Below are 11528 nucleotides of genomic sequence, written 5' to 3' on the forward strand. Positions count from 1 at the left end.
CGTCGAGCAACGATCGTCTTAAAAAACGACAGGTCTGGATGAAGGTTCCGGCGATTTTTGCGCAAAACCGCCCGATAGAAGAAAAATATAGTCGAAAAACTTGAAATTTTCTCGATTTTTTCCATTTCAGCCGAGTTTATCAGCTTCACGTGCGAGACTGACCACCAGTCGATCGACGCTGGGGTCGTCGAGCCTGACGATGCGCGCCATCCGCATTGCCCGTTTCATGCTGATCCGGGCGAAGTCCTGCCGCATGATGACCGACACGAAGGCTGGCCCCGATCCGGTGAGCACAATCGCCCTGCCGACCAGAACCGGCTCGGAGATCGGAGCCCACTGCACGGTTATGATCGAGGGCTCGCTGGTCCGGCGGCGGTTGATGCCGCTGAAATAGATCCAGTTCAGGCGCGAGATCGCCACGCCGTAATGGTTGCCGGGCACACTCGCTCCGCCCTGGACATCGCCCAGAGCCGGCCGCGTCACCCGCCTGAAGGTGACCAAATCGGCCTCGCGCCGCACAAAGGTGACCGAACGCATCAGAAGATCGGGGCGGCCGGGGATCGAAAAGTAGGTGAAATAGGTGCCGCTGGCGATAGCGGGCGACGGCGGCCGCACCATGTTCTCATACAGCGTCTGGCGCAGCGATGCGTGGCCGTCGCCGCTGGCTGCCGCGACAGCGGGCTCGCGATACAGCTCATTCTCGTCGATCTTGAAATAATCGCAGATCAGACTGGCGGTGGCTTTGTTGGGAACCGCCTTGCCCTGCAGATAGCGCTCGAACTGGGTGCGGTTGATGCCAAGCTCCCTGCACACCGCGCTTACGGAAACGTGGCGTCGGATCAGCCGCCTGAGATTGGCGGCGAGATTCTCGCGAATTGGCACGACATCGCCCCGCGACAGACGTCCGGACCATTATTAGTTATTTCTTATATAGCATCGCACGCCGCAGCGGCGGCGCAAAGGAGGACCTTTGGCCAATTGCACCGGTCCAGTGGCGCCAAAACTGTACGGTTTTGACAGTCTGGCTATGCAAGCCGTGCAAATGGGCGTATTTCGGTGCCAAGAGCGACCTCACATCGGCCACTCGACATGGTATGATGGAGGGCGGTTTGGATCACACCGACCTGGTCGAGCTTCTGGGCTACACGCACACGCAATTGACCAAGATACGCCAGGCGGTCGCGGCAAGCGACCACGCGGGTGCCATGTTCGCCATCGACTGCCTTGTCGGGGCGGCCGCCGAACAGACGAAATGCAAGCTCGCAAGCCTGGAGCATGCCGGGCTGCCGATTGGCCCGTACCAAGCGGCGGATGGCTTTAAAGCTCGGCCCGGCGAAGCGAAACCATTGGGCAAGCCGGCCGCGCGCGGCAACCGATCCTGATCAGGCCGCGCCGATCTCGCCGAACAGCCTGATATATTCAGTCTCGGCTTCGCCGTAACTGCCATTGGCGAGTTCCAGCAGCCCGGCGCGGTCGCGAATGACGATCTCGCCCCGACGCGAACGGATCAGCGCGCGGCCTTCGAGCAGCTGGAGGGCGACGGTGACGCCCGGCCGCCTGACACCCAGCATGATGGCCAGGAATTCGTGGGTGATAGCGAGGTGTTCGCCGGGCACCCGGTCGTCGCACATCAGCAGCCAGCGCGCCAGCCGCTCCTCGAGCTTAAGCCGTGCGTTGACGAGGGCGGTGCAGGCGGCCTGGGTCTGGAGCGCGTTGACAAAGCGCAGTAGGAACATACGCAAGGTCGCACTTGCCGCCAGCGCCGCGTTGAAAGCGCCAGCTTCGATGCGGATCGCCTCGCCTTCGAGCTGCACGAAACAGGCATGCGGCGCACGGTCGTCGCCCATCACCAGGGAGGACCCCGTCATGCCTTCGAAGCCGATGAAGCCCACTTCGGCCTCTTGGCCGCTCGTCGTGCTGGCGACCACCGAGCCGATGCCCTGTTCGATGAAATAGACGGCTTCGATCGGAATCTTGGGGGTCACCAGCATCATGCGCAACGGCAGGTCGCAGCGCTGCATATGCGGTTCGAGCAGCGCCAGATCGTTCGCAGACATGCGCCGCAGCAGCTGATTTCGGTATCGATGGTTCTTATCGGATTTCTTATCGGGATCAGACATGGCGCAGCCCAATGCAGGGCAAGAGCCATCCGATCTCCCAGCCGTCCGTGCCCGTAAAAACGTGCGGACGATGGCCTATGTATAGGAGCTCTGAACGAAGAAAGCTATCAATACGATGTGAAATTCGAAACACGGCGCCCCCCGCCCGTTCGCATATGAAAAGATCGGCCCGAATGTTAGTGTCGGAAGCGTACCAAACGCTGCTTGGTACAAAACCGACATTTCATCGAGGCGCCAACGGTCGATAAAATCCGCCGGCTAACGACAAGGGCGCCATATTGTGCCCGGACCTGCGAGCCGTTCGAAAGGGCGCTTGATGCCCACGGGAGAATTGTACGATTTTTACTGTGATGGCGCCGATATTGACTCTTGCCGTGCCCGATTTCATTTTTTGATCGACAGCGTCAGGGCAAGTGGGTCGCTGCTCCGAAAGGGGCTTCTCATGTCGAGCCTTCAAAAGCACAATTCCGCTTTCCATCCTTCCGATCTGCAGCTGTGCCAACGCGTCTTCAATCAGGTCTGCTCCGAACGCAAACTTGACCGGATGTCGGTGGAGCCGGACGTGCAGCGACTGGCAGCCACGGTGTTCTCGCTTTTCGCGAATGGCTGCCGAAATGAAAGCGAATTGCTTGAGAGTTTCAGGCGGACTCGCCAATGACCAAGGTCAGGATTACGTCCTCGACGCCCGGGGCTGAAAAGGAGCCTTACGAAATCGCTGTCTTTGCCAGAAAATATGGCATGTCGGAGAAGGCCGCGGAGGTTGTGCTGTCGGCGAACGGACCATCCAGAACAGCTTGCGACGCGGCCGCCCGCTCGTTTATGGAAGCAGTCGCCCGCAGATCGAAAAAACAGCCATGAACGCCAAGGGAAATCTGATCTATGTCGCCCGCCTGGAACCGGCGTCACTTTTGGGCATTAGCGGACCCGCGAACTGTCCGAAAACGTACCCATCGGTCCAGGCAATTGTTCGCCTGGCGGTAACTCGCTAGCTTCGCAACGCGGCGGACCTCGGGAGCCGCCTTGGCCGACGCGGGACCCGGCCCCCCCGCCCAACCCAATCCCGCGTCGGCCATCGCCACCTCGATCGGCGAGCTGATGCCGATGATGCGTGGAAGAGCGAACCGAAGCGGTCAAGGCCGGCCAACCGGACAGCGACGAACCCCGGCTCAGTTCCGGTCGGCCGGCTTGGAGCGCATGCGTGAAACCGTCTCGCGCTCGGCGCGCTTGGAACGCAGCGGCGGCAGGCCGCGGTCGATCAGGTCCATGTCCTCGAGCACCATGTCGCCCATGCGCTTGAAGGCGATGTCGAGCGCTCCGGCGCGGTGGGCGGAGCGCAGGAAGCCGGGCAGGGTGCGCACGGGATGGTCCTGCGCCAGCGGTTCTTCCGGGAAGACGTCGCTGGCGGCGACGATGTGGCCGCTCTTCACCGCTGCCATCAGGGCGGAAAAATCGACGACGCCGGCACGGCTGAGCAGGATGAAGGCCGCACCCTCGCGCATTGACGCGAAGGCCTCGGCGCCCAAAAAACCCTGGTTCTCGCTGGTTACCGAGGCGACGACAAAGACGAAGTCGCTGGTCGACAGCACCTCGTCGAGCGAGGCCGGTTCGACGCCATTGTCGATGAGGATCGACGGCGGCAGCCAGGGATCGAAGACTTTTGTGCTGACACGGAAGCCCGACAGCAGCCGGTTCAGCGCGCGGCCGAGATCGCCGAAGCCGATAATGCCGACATCGGCGCCGGACAACAGCCGCGCCGTCCGGTTTCCGTCGCCGCCCCAGAGCTCTTTGCCATTGCGGAAAGCGAGGTCGGCGTCGACGATGTTGCGGGCGAGGTTGAGCGCCAAGGCAAGGCCAAGCTCGGCCACCGGCTCGGCGAACACAAGGCCGGTGGTGACGACATGGATGCCGCGCGCAAATAGTGTCTCATAGGGCATGTTGTTGATCAAATTGGTCTCGACATTGAAGACGCAGCGCAGTGCCTTCATCTGCTCGAGCGTTTGCGGCGATATCGGCGGTTGGCCGACGATGTAGCGGGCCTGCGCCAGCACATCGGCCGGTAGTTTTACAACGCCGTCGGCGGTGGTCTCGACGATGCGGTATTTCGCCTTCAGGCGCGCCAGTTGCGGCGATGTGAAGATAAGGTCGAGCGTGCGTGGCTCAGGCGCGCTGATGACCAGCGGCAAGGTGTTGTCTGACATGATGGGTCCTCCCGGCGCGATCCGCCTCGCGTCTTCTCGATGGCAAATTACCGTGGATTAGACGATTTACAACGCGCGCCTTTGCGGAACGCTGGAATGTCGCGCCGAGGCTGGGGTGCCTCGACGCTTCCCTTCTCCCCCAGCGATGAGAGCAGCGATGAGAGACAGTGATAAGAGAAGGAAAGACGCCGTCGCCCTCGATGGCGGATGGGTGGAAGGACCCCTCACGCCATGCCGGGCGCCCGCCGCTGTCCCAGATGCCGCACCTTGCGGCCGATGATCATCAACTGGCGCGCGGTGTTGTTGCGCAAGCGCCGTACGCGCCATTCCAGCCCGGTTTCGATGGTGATCGATTTGGCATAGTAACTCACCCGCATGCCATCCTCATCGGTAGCCACCTTGACCGGGTCGTCATAGAAAGCGTTGATCTTTTCGGCCGCCATGCCCGGTGTTTCGAGCCAGCGCGGAATGTGAACCGAATGCAGCCGATCGACATCGGTCATCACCCGCCCGATGCCGACGCCGGGCGTTGGACACGTCGTGCAGAACGCATCGCCGATGAAGATGACCCCGTCGCGGCGATGGCCTTGCGTCGTGCTCAGACTGATCTGCCTGACCTCGACAGGACTTGCGACTTCGAAGTTGCCGCATCGCGCGGCTATTTCGGGCATAAGCTCGCAGAGCATCTTTTGCGGCTCCTGGCGGAACGCCCGCGTCCATGGTTCGGCCACATTGCGATAGAGGAACATGTTCGCCCGCATCTTGTCGCCGAGGGGGAAGATGCTGATGTAGGCGATACGGTCGGCAGCCCGCCTGCTATAGCAGGTGACGGATTGATGGCCGAATTCACGCGGCGAGATGGCGAGGTCGAATCCCATCGAGAGCGAATGCGCCTTCGATTGCTCTATGCGCTCGACCCCGACGGCGCGCCGCACCGCTTCGCCGTGGCCGGTGGCCACCACCAGCAGGCGGGCATCGATGACGGTGCCGTCGGCCAGCACAAGCCGTTGCCGGTCCGGTCCAGTCGAGACCTCGGTTACCTTGCCGACCGTCAGCGGCACTTGCGGCGGCAAGGCGTCGCGCAGGCCGTTGATCAGCGCGCCATAGGAAAATGTGAATTCAGACTTCTTCTCGTGCGCGAAGAATTGGCCGAGGCGGAAGATATGCGTGTCGGTTGTTGAGGTGACGAGACGCTTGAGCATCGCATCGAGGCCGAGCTTTTCGAACAGCAGCATCTGATCCATACCGATCTTCTCGGCCCGGAACTCGTCGTGATGGACGCGGTGCGGATCGATCAGCGCCACCTTGCGGCCGGCTTTTCCCAACACTGTTGCCAAGGTGGTGCCGGCCATTCCGGCGCCGACGATCGCCACTTCGACTTCGGTCTGGCCAGCCTCTGCGATACTCATCTTACAGCCCCTTCTAGTCGGATCCTCCCGCATCACGATCTGCGGCGGAATATCTTCCGAAGCAAAATCAACCTCAAGCAACCGGAGCGCGTGTCCGGTGGTAACCAATGTTTAGGTTAATAGCGGACCCGTCGTTTCCAGCGCGGTGCGATCGCCGAACCATCGATGAACTCAAAACCGCCTGCCTCGTTGAGCGTGTGAAGTTTGCGCCCACTCCATAGCGCACCGGGATTTAAGATGGTTTCAACGACCTGCTCCATGCCGATCAAATCAAGGTGAGAAATGCGTGCGATGCCGAGAGCCGCACCGTAGCTCCTGCGGCAGTCCTGCACCGGGCGCAGCAGGTCGTTGCCGCGTTTGACCATGCGGCCGGCCGGCCGCGCCGAGGCGATGTCGATCAGCACGGGATTGTTCGGGTGCGGCGTCCAGGGGCCGCGAAAATCGGGTGCCGACCACAGATGCAGCGCGTCGGAAAACGCGCCGCCGCCGTCGCGGACGGTGGCGAACAGCCACCAGGCACCGCTATGCTCTACCAGGGTGGCGTCGCTGGCGACGACGCCGGACAGAAGCGTCGCCTCCTTGACCCATCCGCCGGGAAAGGCTGTGGCGCGGTAGAGATCGACCGTGCCGCTGGCGCAGCTTTCCGGCACCATCCAGACCTCGCCGTCGCGCTCGAAGACGAAGGGGTAGGAGAGATGGTAGGGCAGGTCGAGCACCGGTTCAGGGCGCCCGATCGGGCCTGCCGGACCGAAGGGCACGGCGGAGATGATGGCCCGGCCCAGCCGATGGATATAGTCCTCGACGAACAGGGTGAGCTTGCCCTGATACAGGATCGGGAACGGATCGGCGTAGAAGCGGCTGCCATCGTCCGGCAGTTCTTGCCAGCCCGATGCCGGATGCGCGCGCAGGTCGAACAGATCGCGGCCCCCGGTTTGCCGCCAGCCGACCTTCCAGTGCGGCGCGTTGTAGCAAAGGTGATAGATCTTCTGGACGATCCGCCGCGCCAGCGCCTTGCCAGCTCTGACCCCAAGCTTGCCGGCCGAAGGCATTGGCGGCGGGCTGCCTGCCTGCGCCGGCTCGGGCAGATCAGGCACGGATCTTGCCGCGCCTGACATCGCAGCGACGATCAGGCTTGCGGTGCGCGCCAGCATGTCCTGGAAGGACGCGAACGCGATGCCGCCATATTCGGTTCCCAGGCGCCCGACGGCAACCGCAACGCCGCTCTCCTCGACACGGGCAAGCGGCGTGCGGCCGGCGAGGATCAAGGCCAGCAAGGCGGCTTCGCCACTGGCGCCGTCATAGGTGACGCGCCACACTCGCGTGCCTTCGAGCCTGACATCGCCGCAGAGGTCGATCACCAGGTCGGGCGAAGCGGGGGACTGTGTCCGGTAGGGGGCGAGCGCCGAAAGCGGCACACGCTTGGCCAGCCCATCATGAGACAGTCCATGTATGGCCGTTTCGAGTTGAAACAGGGCGGCGGCGCTGCTCGGAATGCCGCCGCTCGCCGGCCTGATATCGACGGACAACTCGACATCGCCAAGCGCGGCGAGGCGTTCCAGCAGCGCGACATGAAAGGCACGCACACAGTCGCCGTTCAGGCGCAGGCTTATCTGCATGGCGGAGACCCGAAAAGGCGGTGCCCGGCCTTGCCGGCTAGGCCGGTCCGGTCAAATTTTAGCCCCATCTGCATACGTCTCCGCTCGCTGCGCCGCCAACACCTCGGTATGTATATTTTTAAGCAAACTGCATGCCAAAATTCACACGACCTCTCAACGTAATTAACAATGTTTTAACAGTTGGAGGAATAGCTACGGTGGTGCCGCAATCTGATCTTGCCGGCAGATGGGGTATTGTCGGAGGCAGCCATGCAATCATCCCTGCCCATGGTTCCTCAGCAATACGCTCCCGATGTGGGATCCGCGGGATCATACGCAGCTTCAACCGTCGAACTGGGCGACCTGAAGCGCATCCTGGTGCGCCGCCGGTTCTGGATTTTCGGCACCGTCGCGCTTCTGACGCTGGTGGCCCTGGTCTACGGCCTTTTCACGCCCGCGCTCTATAGCTCGGCGGCGGAAATCCTTATCGATCCGCAGGACCTGCAGGTCGTCACCAACGACGTCAATCCCAGCCGTATCTCACCCGATGGCGGCATCACGCAGGTCGAGAGCCAGGTCAGTGTGGTCCAGTCGACAGGCGTGCTGATGCGGGCGATCGCAGCGACAAACCTGACGCAGGATCCGGAATTCAACGGGCAGGGCTTGCTGTCGCGGCTGCTTGGTTCGGCATCGGCCGAAGGCGACAGATCGGCGCAGACGCTCGACGCGCTGCGCCGGCGGCTGGCGGTGAAGCGGGCCGACAAGGTCCTGGTCCTCGACGTCATCGTCACCGCCAAGAGCGCCGACAAGGCCGCCCTTCTGGCCAATGCCATCGCGCAGGCCTATCTGGTCGACCAGGCGAGCGCGCGGGCGCAAATGGCCAAGGATGCTTCCGAGTCCATAACCGCCCGGCTGGATGAGCAGCGCAAACGTGTCCAGCAAGCCGAGAATGCCGTCGAGGCCTACAAGTCCGCCAACAACATGGTGATGGCGGCGGGCAATCTGGTCAGCGACCAGGAACTGACCGAGATCAACACGCAGCTTGCGGCGGCGCAGAGCCGTACCGCGGCGCTGAAGGCGCAGGTTGACCAGATGCGCCGGCAGAGCGGCACGGCGGACGCAACCTCGGAAGCGATGCGCTCGGCGGTGATCTCGAGCCTGCGGGCGCAAGAGGCGACACTTGTCGACCAGGTTTCGCAGCTCGGCACGGAGCTGGGGCCGCGTCACCCCTCTCTGATCGCGGCCCAGCAGCAGCTGCGCGACACGCGCCAGCTCATCGCGCGCGAACTCGGCCGCATCGCCACCGCCACCGAGACCGACTACGAACGGGCGCTGGCCAACCAGCAGGCGCTGGAAGCCAAGGTCGCCGGCATGAAGAGCAAATCGCTCGACACCGACCAGGCCTCGGTGCGGCTGCGTGAATTGCAGCGCGATCTCGAGGCGCTGCGTTCCGTCTACTCGAACTATCTACAGCGCGCCCAGGAGACGCGCGAGCAGATCAATGTCGACAGCACGAATGCACGCATCATCTCCAACGCCATGCCCGCCTTGAAGAAGAGCTGGCCGCCCTTGCCGCTGCTGCTTGTCGGCGCGATCTTCGGCGGGCTGGGGCTCGGCACCGGTCTGGCGTTGATCGCGGAATATGTCTCGCCAACGGTGCTTTCTAGCGCCCAGATGCAGTCGGCCATCGAGGCGCCGGTGCTGGGCGTGGTGCCGGCAAAGTCAGGCACTGGCCGGCGCTGGTGGCCCTTTGGCGGCGCGCGCGCCGCCGCGTCCAGCCAGAAGGCCGACGCCGTCATGGGCTTTGCGCTGAGGCGCATGTTCAGTTCGGGCCAGCGGCCGCCGGACTGGCCGCTGGTGCCATCCATCCTGGTGACGTCGTCGCCGGGCGAGGGTGCGCAGCGCAGCCGGGTGGCGCGGCTGCTGGCCAATGCCGCTGCGTCCAGGGGCAGCCGTGTGCTGTTCATCGATGCCAATGGCGGCGGCAGCCAGAAGGATCCGCAGCCGGGAATCCTCGATGTGCTGCGCGGCGAATACGCGTTTGAAGCCGTCAGCCACTACGCGACCGGCAGCAATGTCGCGCTGCTGGGCAGGGGCCGCTCGAAGGCGGTCTTCCAGGAAGCGCACGGCATCTATTTTGCGCAGCAGATGCTGGCCCAGGCCAGCCGGAGCTTCGAGCTCGTCGTCATCGACGGCGGTGCGCTGGCCGACAATCTCAATGCCTCGCCGCTGGTTGCCATGGCCGACGAGATCGTGCTCGTCGCCACGCTGAACACCACGCCGATGCGCGACGTCACCACGACCTCGCAGGCCGTTTCCGTCATGGGGCGGCTGCCGACGGGGGCCTTGCTGGTCGACGAGGCGGCCTGATATGGCCGCCAGCTGGAGCGCAAGCGCTTCGAACCATGGTGCTGCCGTGCCGCGGGCCGGCACATCGGTCGATGCGCTGACGCGGTTCGGACTGATTGCTGCGGTGGCGGTGCTGTTCAGCGTATCGGGCGGCATGCTGTGGCTGGTGGGCTACAATTACGACGGCCTGTTCGGCAACCCGGCGACCAAGATCCACCCGTCCACCTATCTGATCGTGCTCCTGCTCGCCTGGCGCTCCTGCACTTTTGGCAATCCGGTCGGCTATCTCATCCATGTCGCCGACAGGCGACCGGCCAGCGCTCTGATGGCCGCCATATCCGTCGTGCTGCTGTTCGTCGTCATCGTCAGACAGCGTCCCGGCATGGCCGGCATGATCGATACATTCGTGGTATCAGCACTTCTGGTGCTGATGCTCAGCGAGGACGACGAACGGACATTCGCCGGGCTGCAGACCGTCGTTCATGTGGTCATGACGGCGAATGCGTTGCTTGCACTTTTCGAGTTCGCCACCAAGACGCTGATTTTCCCCTATCGCCTCGACGGCGTGGCGTTTACCACCGATCTGCGCTCGAGCGCGCTGCAGGGGCATCCGCTTGCCAATGCCATGGTGACAGCGATCTACGTGCTTGCGCTGCTCTCCGGTGCCAGATCCCTGTCGATGCCTGTGCGGATAGGGTTGATCGGCCTGCAATGCGCGGCACTCGTCGCCTTCGGCGGCCGCACGGCGATGGTGACGACGGTCGTGCTCGGCGGCTGCTACCTGCTTTTTCAGGGCATCACCAAATTGCGCCAGGGCCGCGTCAACCTGCTGGGTGCGGCGCTCGGCTTCATGCTTGCCGCGCTGCTGCCGGTCGTCATCGTCGTGGCGGCATATTATGGTTTCTTCGACGCGCTGCTGGAGCGCTTCGTGTCGGACAGCGGCAGCGCCAATGCCCGCGTCGAGATGTTCGAGCTCTTCAAGTACCTGGAATGGCGCGATCTGATCGTGGGGCCGGACGTCGACCTGATCGACAGCTTGCGCCGCATCAACGGCCTCGAACAGGGCATCGAGAACCCGATCATCCGCACCATCGTCTATCAGGGCGCCTTCTTCACCCTCTTGCTGACGTTTGGCTTCGTGCTGTTCCTGTTCGAGGTGGCGCGCCGTTGCCATCCCGGCATCTGGCTGCCGATGCTGGCCTGGATCATCCTGATCAACACCTCGGAAAGCGTCGCGTCGAAGACGACGCTGCTGACCAAGTTCGTGGTGCTGGCGCTGGTGCTCTACCGGCCGGCGCGGGCGGTGGTGCGGCAAAGGGCGCAAGCGGGGCGCGGACCAGGGGATGGCCAGGGACAGGGCTTTCCTCTCCATCGTTAGCGTCAGGTTCCCCTCGCGTTTCGTCATCCTAGGGCGAAGCAAGGAGCGAAGCGACGCGGCGCAGACCCTAGGATCCATGCCGTGACGGTAGTCGTAGAATGCGGCGGATCAGAATGGTGCTTATACACGGACGAACGCGGGCTACCCTTCAACCATGACCGGCTACGTCTACATGACCGCAAGCCAGAAGCGCGGCACGATTTATATCGGTGTCACCAACGACCTCGGCCGCCGCGTACCCGAACACAAGTCCGGCCAAGGCTCAGGCTTCACCAGCCGCTACGGCGTGCAACGCCTTGTCTGGTACGAGGAGTATTTCGATATCACTGATGCGATCCAACGTGAGAAGTCCCTGAAACGCTGGCCACGCCAATGGAAGATCGACTTGATCGAAAAGACCAATCCGGAGTGGTTTGAACTTTTTCGTGGAACCGGGTGGTGAGCGTTTGGTTTCTTGCACCGCCGGAGCATATCATCAC

Annotated in this window: 11 protein-coding genes; 6 read left to right on the forward strand and 5 right to left on the reverse strand. The window is 63.0% G+C overall.

The annotated features are described in order from the left end of the window. Positions 1-126 precede the first annotated feature (126 nt). On the reverse strand, positions 127-882 hold the full coding sequence (locus ACSQ3L_RS13840) for a helix-turn-helix domain-containing protein (protein WP_436160453.1): 756 nt from the start codon (positions 880-882) through the stop codon (positions 127-129). A 227-nt stretch (positions 883-1109) separates the two neighbouring features. On the opposite strand from ACSQ3L_RS13840, the gene ACSQ3L_RS13845 reads away from it, so the two are divergent. Then, a complete protein-coding gene (locus ACSQ3L_RS13845; protein WP_436160454.1) occupies positions 1110-1382 on the forward strand; it encodes a hypothetical protein in 273 nt (90 codons plus the stop codon). Here ACSQ3L_RS13845 and ACSQ3L_RS13850 read toward each other — a convergent pair whose 3' ends face one another. Then, the gene (locus ACSQ3L_RS13850) at positions 1383-2120 is read right to left on the reverse strand and encodes a Crp/Fnr family transcriptional regulator (RefSeq protein ID WP_436160455.1); all 738 of its coding nucleotides are present in this window, start codon (positions 2118-2120) and stop codon (positions 1383-1385) included. 442 nt (positions 2121-2562) lie between these two features. On the opposite strand from ACSQ3L_RS13850, the gene ACSQ3L_RS13855 reads away from it, so the two are divergent. Then, complete coding sequence (locus tag ACSQ3L_RS13855; RefSeq protein WP_436160456.1) at positions 2563-2778, forward strand: hypothetical protein; 216 nt, start codon at positions 2563-2565, stop codon at positions 2776-2778. Then, positions 2775-2978 carry a hypothetical protein gene (locus tag ACSQ3L_RS13860; RefSeq protein ID WP_436160457.1) on the forward strand — a complete coding sequence of 68 codons (204 nt, stop codon included), beginning with the start codon at positions 2775-2777 and terminating at the stop codon, positions 2976-2978. Before ACSQ3L_RS13855 ends, ACSQ3L_RS13860 begins: the two co-directional genes overlap by 4 nt. A gap of 308 nt (positions 2979-3286) precedes the next feature. Here ACSQ3L_RS13860 and ACSQ3L_RS13865 read toward each other — a convergent pair whose 3' ends face one another. The 3 genes from ACSQ3L_RS13865 to ACSQ3L_RS13875 form a co-directional block, all read right to left on the reverse strand. Continuing rightward, positions 3287-4318 (reverse strand): hydroxyacid dehydrogenase, encoded by a 1032-nt coding sequence (locus ACSQ3L_RS13865; protein WP_436160458.1) that lies wholly within the window; start codon positions 4316-4318, stop codon positions 3287-3289. A gap of 224 nt (positions 4319-4542) precedes the next feature. Beyond that, positions 4543-5727: an FAD-dependent oxidoreductase gene (locus tag ACSQ3L_RS13870; RefSeq protein WP_436160459.1), complete on the reverse strand. Its 1185-nt coding sequence runs from the start codon at positions 5725-5727 to the stop codon at positions 4543-4545. A gap of 116 nt (positions 5728-5843) precedes the next feature. Then, positions 5844-7343 carry a glucosamine inositolphosphorylceramide transferase family protein gene (locus ACSQ3L_RS13875; protein WP_436160460.1) on the reverse strand — a complete coding sequence of 500 codons (1500 nt, stop codon included), beginning with the start codon at positions 7341-7343 and terminating at the stop codon, positions 5844-5846. Positions 7344-7592: 249 nt separating this feature from the next. On the opposite strand from ACSQ3L_RS13875, the gene ACSQ3L_RS13880 reads away from it, so the two are divergent. The 3 genes from ACSQ3L_RS13880 (at position 7593) to ACSQ3L_RS13890 (ending at position 11491) form a co-directional block, all read left to right on the forward strand. Beyond that, positions 7593-9692: a GumC family protein gene (locus tag ACSQ3L_RS13880; protein WP_436160461.1), complete on the forward strand. Its 2100-nt coding sequence runs from the start codon at positions 7593-7595 to the stop codon at positions 9690-9692. Between the two features lies 1 nt (position 9693). Then, positions 9694-11049 carry a VpsF family polysaccharide biosynthesis protein gene (locus tag ACSQ3L_RS13885; RefSeq protein WP_436160462.1) on the forward strand — a complete coding sequence of 452 codons (1356 nt, stop codon included), beginning with the start codon at positions 9694-9696 and terminating at the stop codon, positions 11047-11049. Positions 11050-11203: 154 nt separating this feature from the next. Further along, positions 11204-11491: a GIY-YIG nuclease family protein gene (locus ACSQ3L_RS13890; protein ID WP_436160463.1), complete on the forward strand. Its 288-nt coding sequence runs from the start codon at positions 11204-11206 to the stop codon at positions 11489-11491. Positions 11492-11528 lie beyond the last annotated feature (37 nt).

The organism is Mesorhizobium sp. LjRoot246, assembly GCF_964254115.1.
GTDB lineage: Bacteria > Pseudomonadota > Alphaproteobacteria > Rhizobiales > Rhizobiaceae > Mesorhizobium.

Excerpts from the sequence above, each read along its gene's own strand:
- ACSQ3L_RS13850 (WP_436160455.1), bottom strand. The coding sequence starts at position 2,120 with ATGTCTGATCCCGATAAGAAATCCGATAAGAACCATCGATACCGAAAT.
- ACSQ3L_RS13855 (WP_436160456.1), top strand. The coding sequence starts at position 2,563 with ATGTCGAGCCTTCAAAAGCACAATTCCGCTTTCCATCCTTCCGATCTG.
- ACSQ3L_RS13860 (WP_436160457.1), top strand. The coding sequence starts at position 2,775 with ATGACCAAGGTCAGGATTACGTCCTCGACGCCCGGGGCTGAAAAGGAG.
- ACSQ3L_RS13865 (WP_436160458.1), bottom strand. The coding sequence starts at position 4,318 with ATGTCAGACAACACCTTGCCGCTGGTCATCAGCGCGCCTGAGCCACGC.
- ACSQ3L_RS13870 (WP_436160459.1), bottom strand. The coding sequence starts at position 5,727 with ATGAGTATCGCAGAGGCTGGCCAGACCGAAGTCGAAGTGGCGATCGTC.
- ACSQ3L_RS13875 (WP_436160460.1), bottom strand. The coding sequence starts at position 7,343 with ATGCAGATAAGCCTGCGCCTGAACGGCGACTGTGTGCGTGCCTTTCAT.
- ACSQ3L_RS13880 (WP_436160461.1), top strand. The coding sequence starts at position 7,593 with ATGCAATCATCCCTGCCCATGGTTCCTCAGCAATACGCTCCCGATGTG.
- ACSQ3L_RS13885 (WP_436160462.1), top strand. The coding sequence starts at position 9,694 with ATGGCCGCCAGCTGGAGCGCAAGCGCTTCGAACCATGGTGCTGCCGTG.
- ACSQ3L_RS13890 (WP_436160463.1), top strand. The coding sequence starts at position 11,204 with ATGACCGGCTACGTCTACATGACCGCAAGCCAGAAGCGCGGCACGATT.